Genomic DNA, 26,483 nt, shown 5'->3' with positions numbered 1-26,483 from the left:
TAAATTTTTTTTGCCTATCGCCAGACAAGAGGCACCCTCAGTATATGGCACATTTTCAAACCCGGGCGTGGACATCAGCATAACCCCATGAACACACTCCTCGCCTTCTATCAAAACCTCGGCCTGGCCCTTTCCTTGCTGGTCATCGGTACCTTTCTGCTGGCCGGTACCATCAAGGGCGTGATAGGCCTCGGCCTGCCGACCATTTCAATGGGCCTTCTCGGCCTGGCTATGGCTCCGGCACAGGCTGCGGCACTGTTACTGATTCCAGCCACGCTGACCAACGTCTGGCAACTGGCATCTGGCGGGCATCTGCAAGCGTTGATCCGGCGCTTGTGGCCGCTGCTGCTGGCGATTTTCATCGGCACCGGCCTTGGCACTTTGTGGATCGGCATGGTGGGCGGCGCCTGGGCGGTACGGGCGCTCGGCGCGGCGCTGGTGTTGTATGCGTTGAGCGGGTTGTTGTTGCCGACATTGCGAGTGAGCGCCCGGGATGAACACTGGCTCGCGCCACTCTGTGGCCTGCTGACCGGTGTGATCACCTCGGCCACAGGCGTGTTCGTCATCCCGGCGGTGCCTTATCTGCAAGCGCTGGGCTTGAGCAAGGATGAGTTGGTGCAGGCCCTCGGCCTGTCATTCACCGTCTCGACGCTGGCCTTGGCGGCTGGCCTGCTGTGGCACGGTGCGCTGGGGGGCGGTGAACTGAGCGCTTCGCTGCTGGCGCTGGTGCCGGCGCTGCTGGGGATGTGGCTGGGGCAATGGCTGCGCCAGCGGATCAGCGCCGTATTGTTCAAGCGGGTGTTTTTTATTGGCCTTGGTGTGCTCGGCGGCCACCTGTTGATCAGCGGCTAGCCGAGGATCGACTGAGCATGTCGACGCGGCGAATCTCGAAGTCGCGTTCCAGATAGTCCATGCGCTGCTCGAAGAACTGCTTCATGTGCGGCAGGTTCGAATGCACTTCCAGGTCAGCCTGGGATGCCCAGATCTCATAGAAGATGAACAACGTCGGGTCCTGCTGGTCGCGCAGCATGTGATATTCGATGCAGCCAGGCTCGGCACGACTCGGTTCGACGTAGGCGCGAAACAGCGTTTCGAAAGCTTCGGCTTTTTCCGGGCGGGTCTTGGCGTGCAGGATGAAACCGTGCAATTCACTCATCAGGTGGGCTCCTGGTCAAAGGGTCCGGCGAATTTTACGGCAACAATCCAGTTGCGATTCGTGCGTATAGGTCAAAACAGTTTTGTCGTTTCGCTGCTTATTCCGCGCGAAGCTCATCGGTACTCTGCCGCCATCATTTTCAATCTTTCCCTTCGGCGTCCGTCCAGCGGTCTACGCCGTGGAACCAATGAGGCTCCGATGAAAAAAATCCTGTTGCTCAATGGCGGTAAACAATTCGCTCACTCCGACGGTCGCTATAACGCAACCCTGCACGACACTGCGCTCAGCGTGCTCGATCGTGGCGGTCTGGATGTAAAAACCACGTTCATCGACGGCGGCTACGACATCAAGGAAGAGGTCGCGAAGTTCCTTTGGGCCGACGTGATCATTTACCAGATGCCCGGCTGGTGGATGGGGGCGCCATGGACGGTAAAAAAATACGTCGACGAGGTCTTCACCGAAGGCCACGGCAGCCTCTATGCCAGCGACGGCCGCACCCGTTCCGATGCTTCGCAGAAATATGGCAGCGGTGGCCTGGTGCAGGACAAGCAGTACATGCTGTCGCTGACCTGGAACGCCCCGCAGCAAGCCTTCGACGACCCGACTGATTTCTTCGAAGCCAAGGGCGTGGACGCGGTGTATTTCCCGTTCCACAAGGCCAATCAGTTCCTCGGCATGACCGGTCTGCCAACGTTTCTCTGCGTGGACGTGATGAAGCGTCCGAACATCGAAGAAGATGTGGCGCGGTATGAGCGGCATTTGATAGAGGTGTTCGGTCTTTCGCGGTAATCGGGCTAGTATCCGGCTGACTTGAAGCGAAGGTGTCGTGGCGAGGGAGCTTGCTCCCGCTGAGGTGCGAAGCGCCTCCAAAAAGCGGTCGCTACGCGCCCAGCGGGAGCAAGCTCCCTCGCCACAAAGGCGATCGTTACATCGGTATATGCATTCCACGAGAGGATGTCTGTGAAAGCCAGATCCGACGAGTTGCAGATTTTTGTCTGCGTGATCGAGTGCGGATCGATTTCCGCCGCCGCCGAGCAGGTCGGGCAGACGCCGTCGGCGGTCAGCCGTACGTTGTCGCGCCTGGAGGCCAAGCTCGACACCACGCTGATCAACCGCACCACGCGGCGCATGGACCTGACTGAAGAGGGCAAGTATTTCTTCGAGCAGGCCAAGGGCATTCTCGACCAGATGGACGAGCTGGAAGAGCGCTTGTCTTCCCGCCAGAAGAACCCCGCCGGGCGCTTGCGGATCAATGCCGCATCGCCGTTCATGCTGCACGCGATCGTTCCTCATATCGAAGAATTCCGCACGCTCTACCCCGACATTCAGCTCGAACTCAACAGCAACGACTTGATCATCGATCTGCTCGAGCAAAGCACAGACATCGCCATCCGCATCGGCACCCTGACCGACTCGACGCTTCATGCACGGTCGCTGGGATGCAGTCCGTTGCACATCCTCGCCAGCCCGGCCTATCTCAAGCGCCATGGCACACCCTCCAGCGTGGCCGAGTTGGCGGAGCATTCGCTGCTGGGGTTTGCCCAGAACGACGGGCTCAACCAGTGGCCGCTGCGCCACATCCACGGTGATCGCTGGCCGATCCAGCCGGCCATCAGCGCGTCCAGCGGCGAAACGGTGCGTCACCTGGCGCTGCAAGGGCAGGGCATCGCTTGCCTGTCGGATTTCATGACGCGCGACGATATCAGTGCCGGTCGCCTCAAGGTGCTGCTGGCCGATGCCAACAGCGGCTACCGCCAGCCGATCAACGCGGTGTACTACCGCAACTCTCAACTGGCGCTGAGGATCCAGTGCTTCCTGGACTTCATCCAAGGCAAGCTCGCCGGGTACGCCTCGCGGGAATTCAAGGGCTGATTCGTGACTTCAAGGCAAGAGTGATTTGGGCAACGTGGACTGTTTCGGCAAGGAACGCTCCTCGATACTCGTCCCATCACTGATCTCGCCAAGGAGTTACCCTATGAAAGTATTTGTTACCGGCGCTGCCGGCTTCATCGGCGGTTCCATTGCCACCGGTCTCGTGCGGGCCGGCCATCAGGTCACTGGCCTGGTGCGCAACGCCGAACAAGCCGACGAGTTGAGCGCGCTGGGCATCACGCCGGTTATCGGCACCCTTGAAGACAGCGCGCTGCTGATCAAACAGGCACGAGCCGCCGACGCGGTGGTCAACGCCGCCAGCAGCGACCATCGTGGCGCGGCCGGAGCGTTGGTCGAGGCGCTCAAGGGCTCGAACAAGGTGTTGCTGCATACCAGCGGTTCGAGCATCGTCGGCGACGCATCGGGCGGTCGTGCCAGCGATGACATCTACTACGAAGACTCCCTGCCGCAACCTACCGCCGACAAGGCGCCCCGTGTCGCGATCGACAACCTGATCCTCGAAGCGGCAAAGCATGGCGTGAATTCGGCGGTGATCTGCAACACGCTGATCTACGGCCACAGCCTGGGCGTCAAGCGTGACAGCGTGCAACTGCCGCGCCTGCTCAAGCAGGCACACAAAAGCGGCGTGGTGCGGCATGTCGGACCGGGGCAGAACATCTGGTCCAACGTGCACATCGAGGACGTGGTCGAGTTGTACTCGCTGGCCCTGACCCGCAACCAGCCTGGCACGTTCTACTTTGTCGAAAGCGGTGAAGCTTCGTTCATCGAGATGACCACCGCGATGGCTCAGGCGCTGAACCTTGGCGAACCGCAGGATTGGCCGCTGGCGGATGCCGAAGCCGAGTGGGGTTATGAAATGGCCAATTACGGCCTGGGCTCCAACAGCCGCGTGCGCGGCAAGAATGCCCGCGAGCTGTTGGGGTGGACGCCGAAGCGCACGTCGGTGGTGGCTTGGATTCTTGATGAGATGGTGTGAGTTACTTCAGTAAATATAAATCTTGTGGGAGCGGGCTTGCTCGCGAATACGGTGTGTCAGTCGATAGAAATGTCGCCTGACATGCCGCTTTCGCGAGCAAGCCCGCTCCCACACATTTTTATATCTGGCGTTTCTCAGTCGTGATGCACACCCGCGCGCTTGAGCATCTGTTTGCAACGCTCAGACAGATGAAACACCCGCAGATGCTTGCCCGCCTTGCTGTAGCGCTCGCGCAGGGTCATCAACGCGGCGATGGCCGAGTAGTCGACGAAGCTCAAGTGGCGGCAGTCCAGGGTCACCAGGTCGGGGTCGTTGGCCGTGTCGAACTGGTTGAGGAACGGCGTGGTCGAGGCGAAGAACAACGTGCCGTGCAACCGATAAAGCTTGCTGCCGTCGGCTTCCAGGTGCGTGTCGGCGTACAACTCCCGGGCCTGTTGCCAGGCGAAGTTGAGCGCCGCGATGATGATCCCGCAAAGGACCGCGACGGCCAGGTCGGTAAACACCGTGATGACGGTGACCGCGATAATTACCAGCACATCATTGGCCGGCACCTTGTTGATCACCCGCAACGAGGCCCAGGCAAAGGTCTGCTGAGCGACCACGAACATCACGCCCACCAGCGCGGCCAGCGGGATGCGTTCGATCAAGGGCGACAGGAACAGCACGAACAGCAACACCATCACCCCAGCCACCACTCCGGACAAGCGGCCGCGCCCGCCGGAGCTTAGGTTGATCACCGTCTGGCCGATCATGGCGCAACCGCCCATGCCGCCTAACAGGCCGGACGCCATGTTTGCCGCGCCCAAGGCCACGCACTCACGGTCCGGATAACCACGGCTCTCAGTAATTTCGTCGGTGAGGTTGAGGGTCAGCAGCGTTTCCAGCAGGCCGACCATCGCCATGACCACCGCATAGGGCGCGATTATCAGCAATGTTTCCAAGTTCCAGGGGATATCTGGCAGGGTAAAGACCGGCAAGCCACCGGCGATGTGGGCCATGTCGCCCAGCGTCCGGGTCGGCAGGCCAAGCAAGTAGACCGTCAGGCCAATCCCGAGGATTGCCACCAGGGCCGGCGGTACGCTACGGGTCAGGCGCGGGAGCAGATAGACGATGGCCATGGTCAACGCCACGAGGCCGGCCATCAGGTACAGCGGGGCGCCGCTCAGCCAGGTTCCGTCGCTCTTGAAGTGCTCCAGTTGCGCCAACGCGATGACGATCGCCAGGCCGTTGACGAAACCGAGCATCACCGGGTGCGGCACCATCCGCACCAGCTTGCCCAGCCGCAGCAGCCCGAACGCCATCATGATCAATCCGCCCAGCAGCACCGTGGCCAGCAGGTACTGCACGCCGTGTTGCACCACCAGCGCGACGATCACCACCGCCATCGATCCCGCCGCCCCCGACACCATGCCCGGCCGCCCGCCGAACAGGGCGGTCAACGTGCAGATGATGAAGGCGCCATACAGACCCATCAGCGGATTCAGATGCGCAACCAGGGCGAAGGCAATGCATTCCGGGAGCAAGGCGAAAGAGGTGGTGAGGCCGGCGAGGGCGTCGGCGCGAAGACGAGCTGGTTTCATGGTTTACCTGATTGGGCGCCGGTGAAGAGTCGGCTGCCGAAGAAGTGGTGCGAAAAGCAAGGGGGGAATGGTACGGAATCGAGGACCTTGGGGCCAGTGATTGGCTTTCCGGGGGCCGGCTTTGCAGGCCAGCGGGAGCAAGCCCCCTCGCCACGAAGGGCCAGTCTGGCGATGAAAATTCGGCTGTGGATTTTCATCGGCGCCTTGTCTCGATGTCCCTGCGCGACATTTTTTGTCTGTGGGCGAAAATTACTTTCAGCGGGTTTGTAGATTTCTTCTCGAAATGATTTATGAGTTTCATAAACAACGACGTGACCCCATTCGAGGAGTAACGCATGGCCCCTGATTTCGGTTATTGGCTGTTGGTCTACGCGGCGATCGCGATCATTGCGCTGATTGTCCTGATCGCCCGCTACCGTCTCAACCCGTTCATCGTGATTACCCTGGTTTCTATCGGCCTGGCGCTGCTGGCCGGGATGCCAGCGTCCAGCGTCGTGGGCGCCTACGAGGCGGGCGTGGGCAAAACGCTGGGGCACATTGCGCTGGTGGTGGCCTTGGGCACGATGCTCGGCAAGATGATGGCCGAGTCCGGTGGCGCGGAGCGGATGGCGCAGACGCTGATCGAGCGCTTCGGCGAGCGCAACGCTCACTGGGCGATGGTGTGCATTGCGTTCCTGGTGGGGTTGCCGTTGTTTTTCGAGGTCGGCTTTGTGCTGCTGGTGCCTATCGCATTCACGATTGCCCGGCGTGTCGGCGTGTCGATCCTGATGGTCGGCCTGCCAATGGTGTCCGGGCTGTCGGTGGTCCACGCCCTGGTGCCACCGCATCCGGCGGCGATGCTGGCGGTGCAGGCATTCCAGGCTTCGGTGGGGCAGACGCTGCTGTATGCCATCCTGATCGGCATTCCCACCGCAATCATCGCCGGTCCCCTGTACGCCAGATTCATCGTGCCACGCATTCAGCTGCCGGCCGAGAACCCATTGGAGCGGCAATTTCTCGACCGCGAGCCACGTGCCAACCTGCCGGGCTTCGGTATCACGTTGGGGACGATCCTGTTGCCGGTGGTCCTGATGCTGATCGGTGGCTGGGCCAACCTGATTTCCACACCGGGCAGCGGTTTCAACCAGTTCCTGTTGTTTATCGGCAACTCGGTGATCGCCTTGCTCCTGGCGACCATTCTCAGCTTCTGGACCCTCGGCCTGGCCCAAGGCTTCAACCGCGAATCGATCCTCAAATTCACCAACGAGTGCCTGGCGCCTACGGCCAGCATCACTTTGCTGGTGGGCGCCGGCGGTGGTTTGAACCGGATTCTGGTGGACGCTGGCGTGACCCAGCAAATCGTCGGGCTGGCCCAGGAGTTCCAGTTGTCGCCGTTGGTCATGGGCTGGCTGTTCGCCGCGTTGATGCGCGTCGCTACCGGTTCGGCGACGGTGGCGATGACCACGGCCTCGGGCATTGTCGCGCCCGTGGCGATCGGCCTCGGTTATCCCCATCCTGAACTGTTGGTGCTGGCGACTGGCGCCGGGTCGGTGATCTTTTCCCACGTCAACGACGGCGGCTTCTGGTTGATCAAGGAATACTTCAATATGACTGTCACCCAAACCTTCAAGACCTGGACCGTGCTCGAAACGTTGATCTCCTTGGTCGCGTTCGGCCTGACCCTCGGGCTTGCGCGCGTGCTCTGATCGCGCTCCAACAGAGGTGCCGTCATGGACATCCTTTACCAGATCCGCTCCCGTCAGGATTTCTTCAGTGCAGGCGAAGGAAGAATCGCCCGACTGATGCTCGACGACGTAGGATTTGCCGCTTCCGCCAGCCTGGATGAACTGGCCCAACGCGCCGAAGTCAGCAGTGCCACGCTGTCGCGGTTTGCCCGGACTGTCGGCTGTCGCGATTTGCGCGATCTGCGCCTGCAACTGGCCCAGGCCAGTGGCGTTGGCAGCCGTTTCCTCGACCCCACGGGCGCGCCCGAGCAGTCGGCGTTTTATGGGCAGATCGTCGGCGATATCGAATCGACGCTGCGCCAGCACTTGTCGGCATTTGACGAGTCACGCTTCGCCGACGCGGTACGGATGATCGGCAAGGCGCGGATGATCCATGCGTTCGGGCTCGGCGGGTGGTCGGCGCTGTGCGGCGAAGAGTTGCAGGTGCGGCTGGTGCGTTTCGGCTACCCGATCGCCGCCTGCCGCGACCCGCTGATGATGCGTATCACGGCCACTTCGCTGAGCGATCAGCATCTGGTGATTGCCTGTTCGTTGACTGGTATCACCCCGGAGCTGCTCGGCGCGGTCGAACTGGCGCGCAGCTACGGTGCAGCGATCCTGGCGATTACCCGCACCGACTCGCCGCTGGCCCACCTGGCGGATGTGGTACTGCCCCTGCAAGGTGCCGAAACCTCGTTCATCTTCAAACCCACGGCGGCGCGCTACGGCATGCTGTTGGCGATCGATGTGCTCGCCACCGAGTTGGCGCTGGCCCATCCGCAAGACAATCAAGAGCGCCTGCGGCGGGTCAAGCTCGCCCTGGACGATTACCGAGGCGGCGAGGACGACCTGCCGCTGGGAGACTGACATGCACTACGACACGCTTATTCGCAACGCGCTGATCATCGACGGCAGCGACAAGCCTGGCTACAGCGCCGACGTGGCGATACGCGCCGGTCGTATCGAGCACATCGGCGACCTCGGCGCCGCCCGGGCGACTGAAGAAGTCGACGCCGCCGGCCGGGTGCTGGCGCCGGGATTCATCGACGTGCATACCCACGACGACACGGTAGTCATACGCCAACCGCAGATGCTGCCCAAACTCAGTCAGGGCGTCACCACGGTCATCGTCGGCAATTGCGGCATCAGCGCTGCGCCCGTCAGCCTGCGGGGCGATCCACCGGACCCGATGAACCTGCTCGGTGCTGCCCAGGCGTTCGCCTACCCACGCTTCGCTGATTATCGTGCGGCGGTGGAAGCCGCCACGCCGGCGGTCAATGTCGCGGCACTGGTCGGGCACACGGCGCTGCGCAGCAACCACCTGGACGATCTGCTGCGCACTGCCAGCGCAGGAGAAATCGCCGCCATGCGTCAGCAACTGCGCGAAAGCCTGGAGGACGGTGCGCTGGGTTTATCCACCGGGCTGGCCTACGCCAACGCGTTCTGCGCGTCGACCGATGAAGTCATGCAACTGAGCGAAGAGTTGGCAGCGTTCGGCGCGGTCTACACCACCCATTTGCGCAGCGAATTCGAACCGGTGCTGGAAGCGATGGACGAGGCCTTCCAGATCGGCCGTCATGCCCGGAGCCCGGTAATCATTTCCCACCTCAAATGTGCGGGCGCCGGCAATTGGGGGCGTAGCCCACAGGTGCTCGCGGCGTTGGAAAGTGCCGCTAGAAGCCATCCCGTCGGATGCGACTGTTATCCCTACGCGGCGAGCTCTTCGACGCTGGACCTCAAGCAAGTGACCGATGCCCATCGCATCACTATTACCTGGTCGACGCCGCACCCGCACATGAGCGGACGGGACTTGATCGACATCGCCGCCGAATGGGGCATGCCACTGCTGGAAGCCGCGCGCCGCCTGCAGCCGGCCGGCGCGGTGTACTACGGCATGGACGAAAGCGACGTAAGACGCATCCTCGCGCACCCGTTGTCGATGGTCGGCTCCGACGGTTTGCCCGAGGACCCGTTTCCCCATCCTCGGTTGTGGGGCGCTTTCCCACGGGTGCTGGGACATTTCAGTCGAGATATCGGGCTTTTTCCGTTACACACCGCCGTGCACAAGATGACCGGCCTTTCGGCTGCACGCTTCGGCCTGAAGGAACGGGGTGAAATCCGCGAAGGATATTGGGCCGACCTGGTGTTGTTCAATCCGCAAACCGTCCGCGACGTCGCCGATTTCAACCAGCCGCAACGGGCTGCCGAGGGCATCGATGGCGTATGGATCAACGGCGTCCTGAGTTATCGCGATGGCCAGGCAAACGGCCGCCGGGAAGGCCGATTCCTGGCGCGGGAAGGCAATCTGCGCCAGGGATTTCGGACTTTTAAAGGTGTGTAAGCGGCTGATATAACGTTAATTGACGCCACAATAATGGCACTACGACACTAAAGAAGCCGGCTTATAGGCCGAAGCATTGGGGTCAACCCATCTAAACTGGGTCATTTCAGCCAGGGAGCAACCCATGAGCTTCGGTAAGACCACCCCGATCCTGCGGATTTTCGATGAAACCAAGGCCTTGGCGTTCTATGTCGATTTCCTGGGCTTTACTGTCGACTGGCAACATCGCTTTGGTGACGACTATCCGCTGTACCTGCAAGTGTCGCGCGGTGATTGCGTACTGCACCTGTCCGAACACCACGGCGATTGCACACCGGGTTCGGCGCTGCGGATCGAGACCGATGAGCTGGAAGCATTCCAGCAACAGTTGATGGCCAAGCAATACCGCTACGCCCACCCACAAATCCAGGCCATGCCATGGGGCAGCCAGGACATGACCATCAGTGATCCGTTCGGGAATCGGCTGGTGTTTACCAATGCGATCAGTGTGTAACGGCGGCTGGACAACTTGATGAGTCTTCGACTAGCCTGCAATCAATGATTTCATTGATTGCAGGGACGTTATGGCCAGTATTACGATTCGAAATCTTGATGATCAAATCAAAGAACAGCTGCGTATTGCCGCAGCTCATAACGGTCATTCCATGGAGGAAGAGGCTCGTCTTATTTTGGGGCGCGCGCTAGCGACGGTAAGCCCTGCGGGAGGACTTGGGAGCCGTATTCGAAACAGGTTCAGTGCTTTGGGGGGCGTTGAGCTGGATCTACCGTCCCGTGACGAAAAAGCCAAGGCGGTGGATTTCTCTGAATGATATTGCTCGATACCAATGTTATCTCCGAATTCATGCGCGCTGAGCCGGACACGAAGGTTCTAACTTGGATCGATTTGCAGCCCGCAATGGATCTGGTTATCTGCGCTGTCACGGTAGCGGAAATTCTTCATGGTATAGCTCGGCTGCCTTTCGGCAAGCGAAAGCAGAAGCTCGAATCCCATGCCATGGCCATCTTCGAAGAGGATTTTGCCGGCAGGATCCTGTCTTTTGATGCCCATGCGGCTGTTGAGTACGCAACTCTTGTCGCTTCATGCGAGGCCAAGGGTAAGGCGGTTGGCATGGCCGATGCGCAAATCGCAGCGATTTGCCGAGCTCACGGTGCTGCGGTTGCTACGCGCAATATAAGAGATTTCGAGTTTCCAGGAGTCGAGGTAATCAATCCGTGGTGCGCATGAGCCGCATCGCTACGTAAAGCGCCCGCTTTCTGTTGGAAGCGGGCGCTTTTGTAATCAAACCCTGAAATGACTGACCATCTGCTGCAACTGACTGCCCAACCGCGCCAGTTCAACGCTGGACGCCGCGGTTTCTTCACTGGCGGCGGCGGTCTGTTCGGACACGTCGCGCACGTTGATGATGCTGCGGCTGATTTCCTCGGCCACGGCGCTTTGCTGCTCGGCGGCGGCGGCGATCTGCTGGTTCATCGACTGGATGTTCGACACCGTACGGGTGATGTTCTCCAGTGATACGCCGGCCTTGCGGGTCAGGGCCACGCTGCTGTCGGTGAGGTTGCGGCTGTTGTTCATCACGGCGGCCACTTGCTGGGTGCCGTTCTGCAGGCCGGCCACCAGGCCTTCGATTTCCTCGGTGGATTTCTGGGTGCGCTGGGCCAGGCCACGGACTTCGTCGGCAACGACCGCAAAGCCACGCCCGGCTTCACCGGCGCGGGCGGCTTCGATGGCGGCGTTGAGCGCCAGCAGGTTGGTCTGTTCGGCCACGGCCTTGATCACGTCCATCACTGCGCCAATCTTGTCGCTCTCCTGTTGCAGCACGCTCATGGCGTCGGTGGAGCGCACCACTTCACTGGCCAGGCGTTCGATCTGGGCAATGGCTTCGCTGACCACCTGGTCGCCGGCACGGGCTTCGCCGTCGGCGGCGGCCGCTGCCTGGGAGGCTTCTTCGGCGTTGCGGGCAACTTCCTGCACCGTGGCGGTCATTTCGTGCATGGCGGTTGCGACCTGGTCGGTCTCGACTTTCTGGCTGTTGACCCCGGCACTGGTCTGTTCGGTGACCGCCGACAATTCTTCGGCGGCGCTGGCGATCTGAGTCACGCCATCACGGATGCCGCTGATGAGGTCGCGCAGGGTCACGCCCATGCGCGCGATGCCCTGTTGCAGTACGCCCAGCTCGTCGCGACGGGTGACGATCACATCCTGCGACAGGTCGCCACTGGCGATGCGTTCGACCACGGTCAGGGTTTCGCGCAGCGGACGGGTGATCTGGCGGGTGATGATGACGGCAGCAATGATGCCGACCAACAACGCCAGCAATGTGCTGACCATTTGCAACGTACGCGCCTGGGCGCTTTCGGCGTCGCGACGGTCGAGCTGGATCTGGTACAGCTGTTCGCTCAGGGAAACGATGGTCGCGCCCTGGTCGGTCATTTCCTTGCGCGCCTGCACCACGTCGGCCGTAGCCGATTTGAAGGCCTGCACGGCGCTGCGGTATTGCACCAGGGTGGTTTCCAGCTGACGCAGTTCGTCCTGATGGACGCTGGCAAAATATTCGTTCAGCGGCTTGAGCGAAGCAATCGCCGCGTCCAGTTGGGCGAAGGCCTTGCGTTCGGTATCGGCGTTGGGGTTGGCGGTGTAGCCGCGCACTTCATAGCGAGCGAGCATGAACGCCTGCTTGGCTTCAGTGATGGCCTGGAACTGGGCGAAGCGTTCATCGTTGAGGGCCATTTGCTTCACATCGGCGTCGATGGCCTCGATCAGCTTGTAGGCCGTTTCGGCGTTTGCCCCCATGACATCACGAGCGCTGTTGCCGGTGCGGTAAGCGCTGCGCATTTTGTTCAGTGATACTTGATAGGCGCTGATGGTCGCGCTCTGCTCTCTGAGCAGCTTGACGTTTTCCGGGCTCTTGAAGCTGTTGAGCAGCGCGTTCTGTTGCGCGACGAAACCGTCGAGGGTGGTTTGCACATTCTGTGCAGCGGTTTCGTCACCGTTGGCCAGCATGTATTGCAGGCGAGTCACGCGCAGTTTGGTCAGGCCAGCGTTGAGCTGGGTGATGTCGCTCATCCAGTTGCTGCGGTCGATCAGGCCGCCAAGACTGGTCCAGCTCGTCAGGGCCAGCAGGCAGGTCAGGACCAGCACCAGGCCGAAGCCCAGGCCCAATTTCATGTTGACGCTAATGTTGCCAAACCAGCTATTCATCAAATTCCTCCAGGAACGTTGTGCTGCTTATCGTCGGTTGGCTGGAAGATTGTTGTTGTTAAGAGCCAGCAAAAACGTGTAACGGAGCTTTATCGGCGGAAACGGAGGGATCTGTAAGATTTTTTTCCACATCGGGAAAGGCAGGGGGCACAGCGGGCGACTCGGCCTGAAATTCAGGCAAAAAAAAAGCCCGCGGGAGAGCGGGCTAAAACCTTAGTTTCTTGAATGAGCGAGGCGATGTTAGCGAATCCCGCGAGGACGTGGGGTGAAGAAAAGTTCATGCAGGGGCTGGCCTCATCGATTGGCTGATCGGCCGTCTGACGCGGGCCTGTCAGTTCAATAGCGCATGCTCGGCACGTACCGAATTCATGAACGCCTGCATCGCCGATGACTGGATGCGATGGCGGCGGGTGATCAATCCGTACGGTGGCAACCGGGCTTCGAACTTGATCGGCAACACGGCGAGCAAGTCACGACCTGGATAATCCTCGACGACCGATATCGGGGTGACGCCGAGCATGTCGGTCTGCTGGACCAATGAGAGCAAGGTCATGATCGAGGTGGTTTCGACGATGCTGCTGGGGATATCGACCCGGGCGTTGTGAAACACCTGGTTGATGATTGCGCGCATCGGGCTCGGGTGTTGTTGCAACACCCAGGTCATGCTCTGTAGCTCGGCCCAGCCCAGTCGGGTCGCCTGCGCCAGTGGATTCTGCGCGCCACAAATGACACACAGCGCCTCTTCCCCGAGGCTGTCGAAGAGCAACTCTTCGGCGCGGGCACCGGCGGGAATACGGCCGAGGACAATGTCCAGTTGATCCTGCAACAGCGCTTGTACCAGCACGTCGCTGGTGTCGACCTGGATGCTCATGGACAACCGGGGATGGCTTTGTTTCAGGGTCGCGATGGTGCGCGTCAGCAGTCCCGAAGCCAGTGCCGGAATGGCGCCGACTGCCACCCGGCCGAGGTTGCCGGATTCGAGTGCCACCAGTTCTTCGCGCATGCCGCTGAGCTCGGCGAAGACCATGCGCGCATAGTAAATGACGGTTTCCCCGAAAGGAGTGGAGCGCATGCCACGGGGCAGGCGCTCGAACAACTCGACGCCGAGCAAGTCCTCGGCTTCGTGCAGCATTTTGGTGGCAGCGGGTTGGGTCATACCGATGTGGTCGGCGGCGCGGCGCAGAGAACCTAATTCCTGCAATGCCAGCATCAGCCGAAGTTGGCGCAGACGCAGTCGACTATGGATGACATTGGCAACAGGAATTCGGGTCATGGGCGGTGCTCGCAGGAAGGTCCGTGGCAAGCCTGACAATAAATGCCAGGCGTTACCAGCAGCGCCGAGTCACAGCAATGATTTCGCCTCGGCGACGTGGGGTTTACGCAGGCCCACCAGCAGGCCCAGTGCCTTGGAAATCAGCGGCCAGAACAGCATCAGCAGCGCGGCGGTGGTCAGGCTGCCCACCAATGGGTTGGACCAGAAAATGCCCAGCTGTCCGTCAGAAAACAGCATTGACTGGCGGAATGCATCTTCGGCCTTGTCCCCCAGGACGGCTGCCAGCACCAGCGGCGCAATCGGATAGCCGAGTTTCTTGAACAGGTAACCCAGCGCACCGAAGCCCAGCATCAGTACCACGTCGAATAACGAGTTGTGCACCGAGTACGCACCGATGGCGCAGACCATGATGATGATCGGCGCGATGATCGAGAACGGAATGCGCAGGATCGACGCGAACAGCGGCACGGTGGCCAACACCACGATCAGGCTGACCACGTTGCCCAGGTACATGCTGGCGATCAGGCCCCAGACAAAGTCGTGTTGCTCGACGAACAGCGTCGGCCCGGGGTGCAATCCCCAGATCATCAAGCCACCGAGCATCACCGCTGCCGTGGCGGAACCCGGAATGCCCAGCGTCAGCATCGGCAGCAGCGCGCTGGTACCGGCAGCGTGGTCGGCGGTTTCCGGGGCGATCACCCCTTCGATCTCGCCTTTGCCGAAGTTGTCGCGGTTTTTCGAGAAACGTCGCGCCAGGCTGTAGCTCATGAACGATGCCGCCGTCGGGCCGCCGGGGGTGATGCCCATCCAGCAACCGACCAGTGTGCTGCGCACGATCGTCCACCAATAACGCGGCAGTCTGGCCCAGGTGCGCAAGATCACCATCGGTGTAATGCGCGCATGTTCGCCGCGAAACACCAGGCCTTCCTCCACCGTGCAGAGGATTTCGCCGATGCCGAACAGGCCGATCACCGCCACTTCAAAACTGATCCCGGTCATCAGGATCGGCTGGTCGAACGTCAGGCGCAGGTTGCCGGAAACCGTGTCCATGCCGACTGCCGCCATGGCGAAGCCAATCATCATCGCGACCACGGTTTTTAATGGCGGGTTCTTGCTCATGCCGATGAAGGTGCAGAACGCCAACAGGTACACCGCGAAGAACTCCGGCGAGCTGAAGGACATGGCGAACGCTGCGATTTTTGTCGACAGGAACGTCAGCAACAACACCCCGCACAACGCACCGATCAGCGCCGAGCTGAACGCGGCGGTCAACGCCTCGGCAGCCCGGCCTTCGCGGGCCATCGGGTAACCGTCGAAGGTGGTCGCCACCGATGAAGGCTCGCCAGGAATGTTGAACAGGATCGAGGTGATCGAGCCGCCAAACAGCGCGCCCCAATACATGCACGACAGCAGGATGATCGCCGACACCGGCGACATGGTGAAGGTCAAGGGCAGCAACAGCGCCACGCCATTGGGCGCGCCGAGACCGGGCAACACACCGACCAGGATGCCCAGCAGAACGCCGACCACCATCAGACCAATGTGGCCCGGGGTCAGGATCAGGTTCATGCCCTGCAACAGGGAATCGAACTCGCTCATTTGAAGGCTCTCCCGGCCAGGGCAATCCAGTCGCCTATTGGGCCGGCATCCAGCGGGACCTTGAACCACAGCGCGAAAATCAGGTAGCTGGCGAGCGCCGCACCGAGGGCAACCGCACCGATCATCCACTTGCCGTAAGGCTTGGCGCGGACCTTGTCGCGCCACATGAACCAGGCAATGAAGCAGGCCGACGCGAGGTAGATGCCGGTGAAGGGCATCGCACCGACGAACAGGGCAATGGGCACAAAAACCGATAGCACTTGCTTGAACGCACTGCGGGTGAGGAATGCAACACTGAGGGCCTGCCAGCGCACCACCGTCAGCACGCCGTTGGCGACGCTCGCCGCACTCAGTATCAGGCCGATATAGAACGGGAAGTAACCCGGTTCAGGGCCGGCATCGCCCCAGCCGATGCCTTGTTCGACACTGCCGAACATCACCACGGCACCGAGCAGGGTAGTAAACAGCGTCAGGCCGAGCTCGACCCAACGGGTACCGACCAGCGCCGGTGAATCCGAAGAATGGGACATCAAACACCTCCAGTAGGTGACGACCGCCCTGGGGCGAGCGGCCCTGGCAACTTCAGTTTTTCAGCCAGCCGGCTTCCTTGAACACCGGGGTGACGCGGGCGACGTCCTTTTCGATGTAGGCGGTCAGGGGCTCGCCTTCGAGGAAAGTCGGCACCAGCGCGTTCTGTTTGACGTAGGCCTTGAACTCATCGGTCTGCGTGACTTTGCGCATCAGCTCGACATAAAAGGCCCGTTGTTCGGCACTGACATCGCCGGGCATGAACACCGTACGCGGGAAGCGGTACTGATCGATGCCCAGGCCTTGTTCGTGGCAGGTTGGAACATCGGCCCAGGCTTTGTTCCCGGCGACTTTCTCGGTGTAGCTCATGCGCTCCTTGCTGAATACGCAGAGCGGTTCGACTTGCTCACCGCGCCATTGGCTGATGCTTTCACTGGGGTTGTTGACGTTGGCCGCGATGTGTTTGCCGGCCAGTTGGGTCGCGGCTTCACTGCCGCTCTTGAACGGGATGTACACCAGTTTGCTGTTGTTGGTCTGGTTGAGCAGCAGGGTTAGGGTCTGGTCGACGTCCTTGGACTGGCTGCCCCCCATGCGCAGCTTCGCCGGGTCGGTCTTGGCCGCTTCGTAGAAACCTTTCGCGTCTTTCCACGGCGCGCCCTTGTAGCTCCAGAGGATAAAGTCATCTTCGGCCACGGCGGCAATCGGGGTCAGTTCCTGCCATTGGTAGCCGAGCTTGGAAACCAGCGGCAACAGGTAAACGTTATTGGTGGCGATCACCAGTTTCTCTGCATCGCCCTTGTTCATCTTCATGTCGAGGAAGGCCTCGGCACCGTTGCCGCCACCCTTGTTGAGGACAATGGTGTTGACGTCGAGCAGCTTATGGGTGGTGATGATCGACTGGATCAGGCGACCGAGCTGGTCGGTTCCGCCACCCGGGCCGCCGGCGACGACGATTTCGACATTCTTGTCCGGTTGCCAGGCGGCGTGAGCAAGGGCGGGAAGGACGCCGACGGCAATCAGGGCGCCGCCTAGAAGAAGACGCGATGTGCGACGGACGAATGCATTTCGCATGATGGGCCTCGTTTTTGTCGTTGTTATGAGTGACTTGTCTGCGCGATGAAGCCGCAAGCCTGGCCTGAGTGTGGAAAGGTGCCGGCGCCGCGTCTAGTCAAAACAATACATACACCGATAGCCTGGGGTTATAGCTCGCGAAAAGGAGCGGGTGGACATCGTTCAGAGTCGAGGGCTGGGGCTTTTTTTGAAACAAGCAGAAATAGAACCCGAAGGCTGAAAGCGCGCTGTGCCATAACCCAAAGCTATCACGTGATTTCAAGTTTTGATTAGACGGTTATCGCCAGGCCTCCGATAGTGCTCGGCAACGTCTTCAGGCCGACGGCATTTCACAACAATAACAAACGGGGTACATGCCATGGCTCAGGACGAGAGCTTTGCGTCATGACCGGGCGTGGTATGGACCCTTGAGGAGTGAAGCATGAAAAAAACCACTATCGCCATGGTCCTGGGTGACCCGGCCGGCATTGGCCCGGAATTGATTGCTCGCTTGCTTGCCGAGCCCGAGGTACGCAGCAAGGCCAATATCATTGTGATTGCCGAGGAAGCGGAAATGCGTCGCGGCATGCGCATCGCCGGCAGCGAGTTTCCTTATCGCCGGGTGGAGACCCTGGACGTGTTGGAGTTCGTCGATGACACGCCGCTGTTCCATGACTTTCGCGGCGATACGGTCGGCGAGTTCCCCCGTAGCGAGGCCAGCGTGATTGGCGGTCGCTACAGCCTCGACACTCTGGAAAAGGCCCTGCGCCTGACCGAAGCCGGGACCACCGACGCGGTCCTGTTCGGGCCGCTGAACAAGACCTCGCTGCACATGGCGGGCATGGCCCACAGCGATGAACTGCACTGGTTTGCCGAGCTGCTGGATTTCCACGGACCGTTCTGCGAATTCAACGTGCTCGACAATCTTTGGACTTCACGCGTGACCTCCCATGTGGCCCTGTCCGCAGTGCCGGGCCTGCTCAGTGAGCAGCGGGTAGTGGAAGCGATTCAACTGATCGACACCGCCCTCAAGCGCAATGGCCTGGAGCAGCCGCGAATCGGTGTTTGCGGCTTGAACCCGCACAACGGCGACAACGGTTCGTTCGGTCGCGAGGAGCTGGACATCATCGGTCCGGCCGTACGCTCGGCGCGGGCGCTGGGCATCGCGGCGCAAGGGCCGTATCCGGCAGACACGATCTTTCTCAAGGTCCAGGGCGATGCCAATGCCTTCGACGCTGTCGTGACCATGTATCACGACCAAGGCCAGATCGCGATCAAGTTGATGGGTTTCTCCCGTGGCGTGACGGTGCAGGGCGGCTTGCCGATTCCGATCACCACCCCGGCCCACGGCACCGCTTTTGATATCGCGGGGCAGGGCAAGGCCAACGTTGGTGCTACGCGTCAGGCCTTCGAAATCGCATGCCGGATGGGGCGCAACCGGCACTGATCCTGAAATCAATGCGGTCCGTTGTGGGAGCGAGCCTGCTCGCGATCACGGTGGTACAGCCACATTTTCAGTGGCTGATACACCGTTTTCGCGAGCAGCCTCGCTCCCACATTTGTTTGTGTATGGCTGATAACCCGATCTGCTCTCTTACTCGGATGTGCTATCACCTCAGGCTATCGCCGGATACGCATAAGTGATTATCCGCAGTCCTCGGACGCTGGCTAAAGTCGGCCCATCGGATGCCGGAGCCCCTTCCTGAAAAGGCTCTGCGCACACGACTGACAATGACAAGAAGCCGCAGCCCAAGGAACTGTATTTCATGAAAATCAAAGCGATCCGTACCCGCGTTTTCGAGTGGAAGGGCAAAGTCGTCCCGCCCCAGGCGCACTTCTGCACCAACGCCAGCGACATCCTGTTCGAGCGCGGCGACGCGATGGGCTCCTTCCGTTTCCACGGCTGGCTGGTGGTGGAAGTCGAGACCGACAACGGCCTCGTCGGCATCGGCAACTGCGCCCTGGCACCGCGTGTGGCCAAGGAAATCATCGACACCTACCTGGCACCGATCGCCATTGGCGAAGATCCTTTCGACAACGAATACATCTGGCAGAAAATGTACCGTCAGAGCCACGCCTGGGGCCGAAAAGGCATTGGCATGGCAGCGATCTCGGCGATCGACATCGCGATCTGGGACATCATGGGCAAGGCGGTCAACAAGCCGGTGTTCAAGTTGCTCGGCGGTCGCACCAAGGAAAAGATCTGGACTTACGCTTCCAAGCTCTACGCCAACGACAACCTCGATCTGTTTCTCGAAGAGGCCCAGGGCTATCTCAACCAGGGTTTCACCGCGCTGAAGATGCGCTTTGGCTACGGTCCGAAAGACGGTCCGGCGGGGATGCGCCGCAACATCGAACAAGTGCGCGCCCTGCGGGAGCTGGCCGGCCCTGACATCGATATCATGCTCGAATGCTACATGGGCTGGACCCTGGAATACGCCAGGCGCATGTTGCCGAAGCTGGCCGAGTTCGAACCGCGCTGGCTGGAAGAACCGGTGATCGCCGACGACATCGAAGGCTACATCGAACTGAAGAAGATGGGGATCATGCCGATCTCCGGCGGCGAGCACGAGTTCACCTCCTACGGCTTCAAAGACCTGTTGGAACGCCGCGCCGTCGACGTCATCCAGTACGACACCAACCGCGTCGGCGGCATCACTGCCGCGCGCAAGATCAACGCCATGGCCGAAGCCTGGTCGGTGCCGGTCATTCCCCATGCCGGGCAGATGCACAACTACCACTTGACGATGTCCACCACCGCCTCGCCGATGGCCGAGTTTTTCCCGGTGTTCGACGTCGAGGTTGGCAACGAACTCTTCTACTACGTGTTCAAGGGCGAGCCGCAACCGGTCAACGGGTACATCCAGCTCGACGACAACACGCCGGGCCTGGGCCTGGAAATCTCCGATGAATACCTGAGCGACTTCAACATCATCGAGTGACCTGGACGCGCCGCAAACGAGCGGCGCCTACCCTGATTTCTGGAGGCCACCATGCGCCTGATTCAATTTGAAAACTCCGCCGGAGAGCGCCAGGTCGGCGTCGTCGATGGGGCACTTGTTCAAGTGCTCAAAGGAACCCGCAATACCCGTGAACTGGCGCTTGCAGCGATCCGCGGCAATCGCAGCCTGCATGAAGAAGTCGCTTCGCGCGGCACCGAGCCGGGCCCGGATTACACAGCGCTGTTGCACCAAGGCAAAGTCCTGCCGCCGCTGGATCACGAAGATCCGGCCCATTGCCTGATCAGCGGCACCGGCCTGACACATCTGGGCAGCGCCTCGGCGCGGGACAAGATGCACCAGCATGACGGTGAGGTCGAGGCCGGCATGACCGACACCATGCGCATTTTCAAATGGGGGATCGAGGGCGGCAAACCGGCGCCGGGGCAGGTCGGTGCGCAACCGGAATGGTTCTACAAGGGCGACGGCAGCATCGTCGTGCGCCCCGGCGCGGACTTCCCGGTGCCTCCGTTTGCCGAAGATGCCGGCGAAGAGCCGGAGCTGACCGGCCTCTACGTGATTGGCGACGACGGCCTGCCGTATCGCATCGGTTATGCATTGGGTAACGAGTTCTCCGACCACGTCATGGAGCGGCGCAATTACCTGTACCTCGCCCACTCGAAACTGCGCAGTTGCTCCTACGGCCCGGAGCTGCGCGTCGGGGAGTTGCCCAGGCATCTGGTCGGCACCAGTCGCATCGAGCGCAATGGCGAAACCCTCTGGGAGAAGGCTTTTCTCAGCGGCGAGGACAACATGTGCCACAGCCTGGCCAACCTGGAATTTCACCACTTCAAGTACGCGCAGTTCTTGCGGCCGGGTGATGTCCATGTGCATTACTTCGGCACCGCTACCCTGTCGTTCGCCGACGGTGTGAAGACACAGCCGGGGGATCGCTTTCGGATCAGCCTCGATGAGTTCGGTGCGCCGCTGGTCAACGGTATCGGCGAGAGTGCCCAGCCGCTGCCCATCGGCCAGGTGCGTGCGCTCTAAGCCTTCAACAGGAAAATGCCCTCATGACATTGCCACAGGGATACAACTACATCGGCGGCCGTCGCAGCGCCAACGGCACCCTGCAACTGCAAAGCTTCGATGCGAGCACCGGCGAGCCCTTGCCCGGCACCTTCTTCCAGGCATCCGAAGCCGAAGTGGATGCCGCCGCCAAGGCCGCTGCTGCGGTTTACCCGGTTTACCGCAACCTGAGCGCGGAAAAACGCGCTTCGTTTCTCGATGCAATCGCCGAGGAAATCGACGCGCTGGGCGATGACTTCATCGCTACCGTGTGCCGCGAAACCGCATTGCCTGCCGGGCGCATTCAAGGGGAGCGCGGTCGCACCAGCAGCCAGTTGCGTCTGTTTGCCAGCGTGCTGCGTCGTGGCGACTTCTACGGTGCGCGGATTGACCGCGCATTGCCCGATCGCCAGCCACTGCCACGTCCGGATCTGCGTCAATACCGCATCGCCCTGGGGCCGGTGGCGGTGTTTGGCGCCAGCAACTTTCCGCTGGCCTTTTCCACGGCTGGCGGCGACACCGCTTCGGCGCTGGCAGCGGGGTGCCCGGTAGTGTTCAAGGCCCACAGTTGCCATATGGCGACTGCCGAGTGGGTGGCGGACGCGGTCATCCGTGCCGCTGAACGGACTGAAATGCCGGCCGGCGTGTTCAACATGATTTATGGCGGGGGTGTCGGTGAATGGCTGGTCAAGCATCCGGCCATTCAGGCGGTGGGCTTCACCGGTTCGCTTAAGGGTGGCAACGCCTTGAGCCACATGGCTACCACCCGGCCACAGCCGATTCCGGTGTTCGCGGAAATGTCGAGCATCAATCCGGTGTTTCTGCTGCCCGAAGCGTTGGCGGTACGCGGCGAGCAGATCGCGGCGCAGTTGGCCGGTTCGGTGACGTTGGGATGCGGTCAGTTCTGTACGAATCCGGGTTTGGTCATTGGCCTGCGCTCGTCGCAGTTCAGCCTGTTCCTGGAAAGCTTCTGCGCGAGCATGAACCAGCAACCGCCACAAACCATGCTCAACTTGGGCACCCTGGCCAGTTACAGCCGCAGCCTCGGTGAGCTGCACGAACATCCGGGCCTGACGCACCTGGCGGGCAAACCGCAACAGGGCAACCAGGCACAGCCGCAGGTGTTCAAGGCCGAAGTCAGCCTGTTGCTCAAGGGCGATGCATTGCTTCAGGAAGAAGTGTTCGGGCCGACCACCATCGTCATCGAAGTGGAGAATCGGACACAGCTGGCGGCGGCGCTGCACGGCCTGCGCGGACAATTGACGGCCACGTTGATCGGCGAGGCTGATGAATTACTGGAGTACCGTTGGCTGACAGAAGTACTGCAGGAAAAAGTCGGGCGGATCCTGCTCAACGGTTATCCGACCGGGGTAGAGGTGTGCGAGGCGATGGTGCACGGCGGACCGTATCCGGCGACATCCGATTCACGAGGCACATCAGTGGGCACGTTGGCCATCGATCGTTTCCTGCGGCCGGTGTGTTTCCAGAATTACCCGGATGCGTTGTTGCCCCAGGTATTGCAGAACGGCAATCCGCTAGGGATTCGGCGGCTGGTGGATGGGGAGGTGACTGATCGAGCGCTGTGAGCGGCGCGATCGTTCAATCCGAAGTTTTTTTTCACATCGCTTTCACTGCCTGCCTACGTCGGCCGCTCTACTGTCGCGCCATCGAATCACTGGGTGGATGCCGTCGGGGCGGCTTGATGTGGAACTGAGACTGAGTCTTTTCGGCCTGACGCGCTCGATCGATAGGCGCCGTTTTGCCCGTTACCAAAACCCCGTGGTCGTGCTCGCCTCGGCGCTGCTGGCTGTCCCGTTGGTCCTGTGGCTACTCAGCCCGGCAGCGGTGCCGGACCTGGCCCATGGCAACGTCGCCGGCGCCCGGGCCCTGGCCAATGGCTGGGCCAAGGGCGAAATGATCGTGCTGGTGCGCCATGTCGAGCGCTGCGACCACTCCAAGGCTGCTTGCCTGGGTGACCGCGAAGGCATCACCGACCGCGCCCGTGCCGTTGCGGTGGGGCTCGGGGCCCGGTTCGAACAACTGGGCCTGGACCACGTCGACCTTTACAACAGCCCACGGGTGCGCACCGCGCAGACGGCGGGCTACATGTTCAACAAGGTGAGCGCCGGTGACGATTGGCTGTTCGATTGCCGCCATGACCTGCTGCGCAATGCCCTGGCCCACAAAGTGGCCGGTCGCAACCTGATCCTGGTCACCCACAGCGAATGCATGCAGGCGATGGAAACCGCGCTTCTGCGCCCGACCTCGACGTTCGGCTATGGCGCTTCGCTGTTTGTTTCCATCGCCCAGCCACAAGCGCCACGGTTGCTCGGTTTTATCGAAGCCCCTGACTGGCGCTCGGTGACATTCCAGTAATTCTTCCCACGACCAGGACCGCTCATGCTGACGTCTGCCCGCGCCCGTTTCTACGGGCTCAACCTCGGAATTCCCTTGGCCTGTGCCGCCGTGGTGTTCCTGCTGTTCGATCTGACCCGCATCGACATTGCCATCAGCAATCTTTTCTACGACCCGTTGCATCAGGTCTTTCCGTTGGGGCATGTGCGGCTGTTCGAGCAAATCACTCACAAATGGGCCAGGGCCATTCCGAACTGGACGGGGGAGGCGGCCATAATCGGCGCCGTGTTGTCGTTTTTATGGCCGCTGTTCAAACCGGAAAAACGCCCTGGGCTACTTCGCGTACTGGACAGAACCCGACTGGTGAAACCGCTACGTTTTGCCTACAAACACCGGCGCGATTTCCTCTACGTTGTCTTCGCCTTTTCGCTCAGTACCGGGGTTATCCATTACCTCAAGGGCCATACCAGCGTGTACTGCCCGGTGGAAACCACGCAATACGCCGGCAAGATCGAGCACAAGAAATGGTTCCGGAATTTCGACCTGCTCAAAGTCGCCGGTGACGGCCGTTGCTGGCCGGGTGGTCACGCGTCCGGCGGCTTCACCCTGCTGGCGCTGTACTTCGTCGCCCGTCGTTATCGCTGGCGTCATTCCAAAGCGGTGATGTATGGGGCGTTGGCCTTGGGGTTCGTCTATGGCACGACGCGGGTCCTGCAGGGCTGGCACTACATGTCCCATACCTTCTGGGCAGGAATCTTTGTCTGGTTGAGCTGTTGGCTGATGGCGCTGCTGTTTTATGGACGAGGCGCCTTGGAGCAGCCGCTGTCGAATCGACAGCGCACGGTGCCGCCCGTCGTGCCGGCGTTGGGCAACGCGCCTTCCTCCGCCTGAACGGCAGGCCTGGAAATTGCGGATAGCGCGAATCAACCAAGCCATTCGGACGCGTCCTGTGAGATGCGTCTCTTTTCTACGCAGAAAGTTTTCCCTCTCCTGAACTGACGGCGATATGCGCGGTCTGGTGTGCGCGCAACGCTGTGCCTGCATCCGGTTGGCCTGCTCGCACGCTTGCTGTCATTTCTGTATCGAGGGATCGAACATGTCCGTAATTGCCTTAGGGACGAGGCTTGTCGCTGCGTCGCTATATTTTCTAGCGATGAACATCGCCGTTGCCGCGCCCACCCCCGGCGATACGGACCTGATCCGCGAACGCCAGGACCGCCTGCTCGAAGAACAGCGCCGGCGCCTTGAAGAACTCAAAGACCTGCCGGGCAAATCCGCCGCGCCCCAGGCCCCCACCACGCCGGCCGACAGCCGTTGCTTTCCGATCAAGACCATCGAGCTCAAGGGCGCCGATGCCTTGTCCGAACGTGAGCGTCAACGTCTGCTCAAGCCTTACATCGGTCAATGCCTGGGCGTGCCGCAGCTTAACCAACTGCTCAAAGCCATCACCGACCATTACCTGGAAAAAGGCCTGGTCACCAGTCGCGCCTATTTGCCACAACAGGACTTGTCCAGCGGACATCTTCAAGTGCTGGTGGTCGAGGGACGGCTGGAAGGGCTGAAGGGGGAAGAGGGCAGTGGCTTGTCCGAACGGGAATTGGCCATGAGCTTTCCCGGCAAGCCGGGCGAGTTGCTCAATCTGCAGGAAATCGAGCAGATGGTCGATCAACTGAACCGCTTGCCGTCCAATAACGTGGCGATGGAACTGACGCCGGGGCAGAACATCGGCGGCAGCGAAGTGCTGGTCAGGAACACCCCGCAGAAACCCTGGCGCGCCGGCCTGTCACGGCATAACGATGGGCAGAAGACCACCGGCGAGCAGCAATGGGGCGCTTCCCTGGACTGGGACAACCCCTTGGGCCTGGCTGACCAACTGGCTCTGCGTGGCGGCCACGACGCCCTCAGCGATCATCAGAAGACCTCGCGCAACGGCATGCTTTATTACAACCTGCCGTTTGGCTGGTGGAACCTGACCTACAGCTATAGCCAAAGCGAGTACAGGGCGCTGGGCCAGGCCAATGGCTTCAATTTCAAGCAGAGCGGCGACAGCCAGAATCATCAGTTGCGGCTGGAGCGGGTGATCCACCGCGATGCCCTGAGCAAGACCTCCCTCAACACCGGGCTGGCCTACCTGCGCACCAACAATTTCGTCGAAGACAGCAAACTCGCCGAAAGCAGCAATCGTATCAGCGAGGCGCAATTGGGTATCAATCACGGGCGGCGGATCGGCACTGCTTTTGTCAACCTCGACCTGGGCATGCAGGATGGTATCGGTGCCCTCGACGCCCAGGGCGATCACGACCCCGGGCCTGGCCTGCCGGATGCGCGTTATCGCAAATACACCGCCACCCTCAGCTACCTGCAACCCTTTGTACTGGGCGGCGAGTCTTTCAGTTTCAGCAGCCTGATGACCGGTCAGCGCAGTGAAGACGCCCTGTTCAGCCCGCAGCGCATGAGCCTGGGCGGGTTGTCGTCGATTCGGGGTTACAAGGACCAGACACTGTCCGGCGACAGCGGCGGCTACTGGCGCAACGACCTGCGCTGGAGCCGGCCGGTGACGCTGCAATGGCTGCGTCCGGTGTTCGCCGAGTACGGCACCAGTCTGGGTTATGACCAAGGCGTGATCCGCGGCAACCGCTACAGCGGTGACGAGCACGGGCGCATGTCAAGCAACTCGTTGGAGCTGTTCGCCCGGGGTGAGCATCTGAACGCCAGCGTCACTTTTGCCCATTCCCTGGAACGCCCGGACGCCCTGACCGAGCGCGAAGCGCCGATCTATTTCCGCGTGGATTTTTCTATTTAACGCCGCTGCAACGAGACCTT

24 protein-coding genes and 1 pseudogene are annotated in these 26,483 nt (G+C 61.0%); 17 read left to right on the top strand and 8 right to left on the bottom strand.

What is annotated here, in order from left to right:
* Positions 1-87 precede the first annotated feature (87 nt).
* The gene (locus J3P89_RS24910; RefSeq protein WP_434695953.1) at positions 88-852 is read left to right on the top strand and encodes a sulfite exporter TauE/SafE family protein; all 765 of its coding nucleotides are present in this window, start codon (positions 88-90) and stop codon (positions 850-852) included.
* On the opposite strand, the gene J3P89_RS24905 is transcribed toward J3P89_RS24910, so the two are convergent.
* Positions 842-1,156: a putative quinol monooxygenase gene (locus J3P89_RS24905; protein ID WP_434626273.1), complete on the bottom strand. Its 315-nt coding sequence runs from the start codon at positions 1,154-1,156 to the stop codon at positions 842-844. The genes J3P89_RS24910 and J3P89_RS24905 overlap by 11 nt on opposite strands.
* Positions 1,157-1,354: 198 nt before the next feature.
* Here J3P89_RS24905 and J3P89_RS24900 point away from each other — a divergent pair, with 198 nt between their 5' ends.
* The 3 genes from J3P89_RS24900 (at position 1,355) to J3P89_RS24890 (ending at position 4,025) form a co-directional block, all read left to right on the top strand.
* Entirely contained in the window at positions 1,355-1,945 is a 591-nt protein-coding gene (locus tag J3P89_RS24900; protein WP_434695952.1) for an NAD(P)H-dependent oxidoreductase, read from the top strand.
* 171 nt (positions 1,946-2,116) lie between these two features.
* The gene (locus J3P89_RS24895; RefSeq protein ID WP_434695951.1) at positions 2,117-3,028 is read left to right on the top strand and encodes a LysR substrate-binding domain-containing protein; all 912 of its coding nucleotides are present in this window, start codon (positions 2,117-2,119) and stop codon (positions 3,026-3,028) included.
* 103 nt (positions 3,029-3,131) lie between these two features.
* A complete protein-coding gene (locus J3P89_RS24890; protein WP_434695950.1) occupies positions 3,132-4,025 on the top strand; it encodes an NAD-dependent epimerase/dehydratase family protein in 894 nt (297 codons plus the stop codon).
* A gap of 134 nt (positions 4,026-4,159) precedes the next feature.
* On the opposite strand, the gene J3P89_RS24885 is transcribed toward J3P89_RS24890, so the two are convergent.
* Complete coding sequence (locus tag J3P89_RS24885; RefSeq protein ID WP_434695948.1) at positions 4,160-5,605, bottom strand: SulP family inorganic anion transporter; 1,446 nt, start codon at positions 5,603-5,605, stop codon at positions 4,160-4,162.
* Between the two features lie 335 nt (positions 5,606-5,940).
* On the opposite strand from J3P89_RS24885, the gene J3P89_RS24880 reads away from it, so the two are divergent.
* The 6 genes from J3P89_RS24880 to J3P89_RS24855 all read left to right on the top strand — a co-directional run bounded on the left by J3P89_RS24880 (position 5,941) and on the right by J3P89_RS24855 (position 10,874).
* Positions 5,941-7,290 carry a gluconate:H+ symporter gene (locus J3P89_RS24880; RefSeq protein ID WP_434695947.1) on the top strand — a complete coding sequence of 450 codons (1,350 nt, stop codon included), beginning with the start codon at positions 5,941-5,943 and terminating at the stop codon, positions 7,288-7,290.
* Between the two features lie 24 nt (positions 7,291-7,314).
* Positions 7,315-8,175: a MurR/RpiR family transcriptional regulator gene (locus J3P89_RS24875; RefSeq protein ID WP_434695946.1), complete on the top strand. Its 861-nt coding sequence runs from the start codon at positions 7,315-7,317 to the stop codon at positions 8,173-8,175.
* A gap of 1 nt (position 8,176) precedes the next feature.
* Positions 8,177-9,649 carry an N-acyl-D-amino-acid deacylase family protein gene (locus tag J3P89_RS24870; RefSeq protein ID WP_434695945.1) on the top strand — a complete coding sequence of 491 codons (1,473 nt, stop codon included), beginning with the start codon at positions 8,177-8,179 and terminating at the stop codon, positions 9,647-9,649.
* 124 nt (positions 9,650-9,773) lie between these two features.
* Positions 9,774-10,142, top strand: a complete 369-nt coding sequence (locus J3P89_RS24865; RefSeq protein WP_434569886.1) for a glyoxalase superfamily protein — start codon at positions 9,774-9,776, stop codon at positions 10,140-10,142.
* A gap of 70 nt (positions 10,143-10,212) precedes the next feature.
* Positions 10,213-10,458, top strand: a complete 246-nt coding sequence (locus J3P89_RS24860; RefSeq protein ID WP_305496991.1) for a FitA-like ribbon-helix-helix domain-containing protein — start codon at positions 10,213-10,215, stop codon at positions 10,456-10,458.
* On the top strand, positions 10,455-10,874 hold the full coding sequence (locus J3P89_RS24855; RefSeq protein WP_434695944.1) for a type II toxin-antitoxin system VapC family toxin: 420 nt from the start codon (positions 10,455-10,457) through the stop codon (positions 10,872-10,874). The genes J3P89_RS24860 and J3P89_RS24855 overlap by 4 nt, the downstream gene beginning before the upstream one ends.
* A 54-nt stretch (positions 10,875-10,928) precedes the next feature.
* Here J3P89_RS24855 and J3P89_RS24850 read toward each other — a convergent pair whose 3' ends face one another.
* The 6 genes and pseudogenes from J3P89_RS24850 to J3P89_RS24825 form a co-directional block, all read right to left on the bottom strand.
* Positions 10,929-11,633 carry a methyl-accepting chemotaxis protein gene (locus tag J3P89_RS24850; protein WP_370871140.1) on the bottom strand — a complete coding sequence of 235 codons (705 nt, stop codon included), beginning with the start codon at positions 11,631-11,633 and terminating at the stop codon, positions 10,929-10,931.
* Positions 11,634-11,834: 201 nt separating this feature from the next.
* A pseudogene (locus J3P89_RS24845) lies at positions 11,835-12,713 on the bottom strand (methyl-accepting chemotaxis protein); the annotation flags it as partial.
* Positions 12,714-13,179: 466 nt separating this feature from the next.
* On the bottom strand, positions 13,180-14,121 hold the full coding sequence (locus J3P89_RS24840) for a LysR family transcriptional regulator (RefSeq protein ID WP_434569885.1): 942 nt from the start codon (positions 14,119-14,121) through the stop codon (positions 13,180-13,182).
* Between the two features lie 69 nt (positions 14,122-14,190).
* Positions 14,191-15,720, bottom strand: coding sequence for a tripartite tricarboxylate transporter permease (locus tag J3P89_RS24835; RefSeq protein WP_434695943.1), 1,530 nt, complete (start codon positions 15,718-15,720; stop codon positions 14,191-14,193).
* A complete protein-coding gene (locus tag J3P89_RS24830; RefSeq protein WP_434695942.1) occupies positions 15,717-16,250 on the bottom strand; it encodes a tripartite tricarboxylate transporter TctB family protein in 534 nt (177 codons plus the stop codon). Before J3P89_RS24830 ends, J3P89_RS24835 begins: the two co-directional genes overlap by 4 nt.
* Positions 16,251-16,302: 52 nt before the next feature.
* Positions 16,303-17,319, bottom strand: coding sequence for a Bug family tripartite tricarboxylate transporter substrate binding protein (locus tag J3P89_RS24825; RefSeq protein ID WP_434695941.1), 1,017 nt, complete (start codon positions 17,317-17,319; stop codon positions 16,303-16,305).
* Between the two features lie 421 nt (positions 17,320-17,740).
* On the opposite strand from J3P89_RS24825, the gene J3P89_RS24820 reads away from it, so the two are divergent.
* The 7 genes from J3P89_RS24820 (at position 17,741) to J3P89_RS24790 (ending at position 26,463) form a co-directional block, all read left to right on the top strand.
* The gene (locus tag J3P89_RS24820; protein WP_434695940.1) at positions 17,741-18,745 is read left to right on the top strand and encodes a 4-hydroxythreonine-4-phosphate dehydrogenase PdxA; all 1,005 of its coding nucleotides are present in this window, start codon (positions 17,741-17,743) and stop codon (positions 18,743-18,745) included.
* A gap of 319 nt (positions 18,746-19,064) precedes the next feature.
* Complete coding sequence (locus tag J3P89_RS24815) at positions 19,065-20,240, top strand: L-rhamnonate dehydratase (protein ID WP_434695939.1); 1,176 nt, start codon at positions 19,065-19,067, stop codon at positions 20,238-20,240.
* Between the two features lie 51 nt (positions 20,241-20,291).
* Entirely contained in the window at positions 20,292-21,287 is a 996-nt protein-coding gene (araD1, locus tag J3P89_RS24810; RefSeq protein ID WP_434695938.1) for an AraD1 family protein, read from the top strand.
* Between the two features lie 23 nt (positions 21,288-21,310).
* Positions 21,311-22,891 (top strand): aldehyde dehydrogenase (NADP(+)), encoded by a 1,581-nt coding sequence (locus tag J3P89_RS24805; protein ID WP_434695937.1) that lies wholly within the window; start codon positions 21,311-21,313, stop codon positions 22,889-22,891.
* A gap of 118 nt (positions 22,892-23,009) precedes the next feature.
* Positions 23,010-23,681, top strand: a complete 672-nt coding sequence (locus J3P89_RS24800; RefSeq protein WP_434695936.1) for a histidine phosphatase family protein — start codon at positions 23,010-23,012, stop codon at positions 23,679-23,681.
* Between the two features lie 24 nt (positions 23,682-23,705).
* Positions 23,706-24,551: a phosphatase PAP2 family protein gene (locus J3P89_RS24795; RefSeq protein ID WP_434695935.1), complete on the top strand. Its 846-nt coding sequence runs from the start codon at positions 23,706-23,708 to the stop codon at positions 24,549-24,551.
* 205 nt (positions 24,552-24,756) lie between these two features.
* Positions 24,757-26,463, top strand: a complete 1,707-nt coding sequence (locus J3P89_RS24790; protein WP_434695934.1) for a ShlB/FhaC/HecB family hemolysin secretion/activation protein — start codon at positions 24,757-24,759, stop codon at positions 26,461-26,463.
* The last annotated feature ends 20 nt before the right edge of the window (positions 26,464-26,483 follow it).

Origin of the sequence: Pseudomonas sp. Z1-14 (assembly GCF_051132005.1) — a bacterium.
GTDB lineage: Bacteria > Pseudomonadota > Gammaproteobacteria > Pseudomonadales > Pseudomonadaceae > Aquipseudomonas.
The sequence above is the reverse complement of the archived record's forward strand: the minus strand, read 5'-3'. Positions and strand labels throughout refer to the sequence as shown.

Excerpts from the sequence above, each read along its gene's own strand:
- J3P89_RS24825 (WP_434695941.1), bottom strand. The coding sequence starts at position 17,319 with ATGCGAAATGCATTCGTCCGTCGCACATCGCGTCTTCTTCTAGGCGGC.
- J3P89_RS24880 (WP_434695947.1), top strand. The coding sequence starts at position 5,941 with ATGGCCCCTGATTTCGGTTATTGGCTGTTGGTCTACGCGGCGATCGCG.
- J3P89_RS24875 (WP_434695946.1), top strand. The coding sequence starts at position 7,315 with ATGGACATCCTTTACCAGATCCGCTCCCGTCAGGATTTCTTCAGTGCA.
- J3P89_RS24885 (WP_434695948.1), bottom strand. The coding sequence starts at position 5,605 with ATGAAACCAGCTCGTCTTCGCGCCGACGCCCTCGCCGGCCTCACCACC.
- J3P89_RS24910 (WP_434695953.1), top strand. The coding sequence starts at position 88 with ATGAACACACTCCTCGCCTTCTATCAAAACCTCGGCCTGGCCCTTTCC.
- J3P89_RS24905 (WP_434626273.1), bottom strand. The coding sequence starts at position 1,156 with ATGAGTGAATTGCACGGTTTCATCCTGCACGCCAAGACCCGCCCGGAA.
- J3P89_RS24850 (WP_370871140.1), bottom strand. The coding sequence starts at position 11,633 with ATGACCGCCACGGTGCAGGAAGTTGCCCGCAACGCCGAAGAAGCCTCC.
- J3P89_RS24790 (WP_434695934.1), top strand. The coding sequence starts at position 24,757 with ATGTCCGTAATTGCCTTAGGGACGAGGCTTGTCGCTGCGTCGCTATAT.
- J3P89_RS24855 (WP_434695944.1), top strand. The coding sequence starts at position 10,455 with ATGATATTGCTCGATACCAATGTTATCTCCGAATTCATGCGCGCTGAG.
- J3P89_RS24870 (WP_434695945.1), top strand. The coding sequence starts at position 8,177 with ATGCACTACGACACGCTTATTCGCAACGCGCTGATCATCGACGGCAGC.
- J3P89_RS24805 (WP_434695937.1), top strand. The coding sequence starts at position 21,311 with ATGACATTGCCACAGGGATACAACTACATCGGCGGCCGTCGCAGCGCC.
- J3P89_RS24900 (WP_434695952.1), top strand. The coding sequence starts at position 1,355 with ATGAAAAAAATCCTGTTGCTCAATGGCGGTAAACAATTCGCTCACTCC.
- J3P89_RS24835 (WP_434695943.1), bottom strand. The coding sequence starts at position 15,720 with ATGAGCGAGTTCGATTCCCTGTTGCAGGGCATGAACCTGATCCTGACC.
- J3P89_RS24890 (WP_434695950.1), top strand. The coding sequence starts at position 3,132 with ATGAAAGTATTTGTTACCGGCGCTGCCGGCTTCATCGGCGGTTCCATT.
- J3P89_RS24865 (WP_434569886.1), top strand. The coding sequence starts at position 9,774 with ATGAGCTTCGGTAAGACCACCCCGATCCTGCGGATTTTCGATGAAACC.
- J3P89_RS24860 (WP_305496991.1), top strand. The coding sequence starts at position 10,213 with ATGGCCAGTATTACGATTCGAAATCTTGATGATCAAATCAAAGAACAG.
- araD1 (WP_434695938.1), top strand. The coding sequence starts at position 20,292 with ATGCGCCTGATTCAATTTGAAAACTCCGCCGGAGAGCGCCAGGTCGGC.
- J3P89_RS24815 (WP_434695939.1), top strand. The coding sequence starts at position 19,065 with ATGAAAATCAAAGCGATCCGTACCCGCGTTTTCGAGTGGAAGGGCAAA.
- J3P89_RS24830 (WP_434695942.1), bottom strand. The coding sequence starts at position 16,250 with ATGTCCCATTCTTCGGATTCACCGGCGCTGGTCGGTACCCGTTGGGTC.
- J3P89_RS24840 (WP_434569885.1), bottom strand. The coding sequence starts at position 14,121 with ATGACCCGAATTCCTGTTGCCAATGTCATCCATAGTCGACTGCGTCTG.
- J3P89_RS24820 (WP_434695940.1), top strand. The coding sequence starts at position 17,741 with ATGAAAAAAACCACTATCGCCATGGTCCTGGGTGACCCGGCCGGCATT.
- J3P89_RS24795 (WP_434695935.1), top strand. The coding sequence starts at position 23,706 with ATGCTGACGTCTGCCCGCGCCCGTTTCTACGGGCTCAACCTCGGAATT.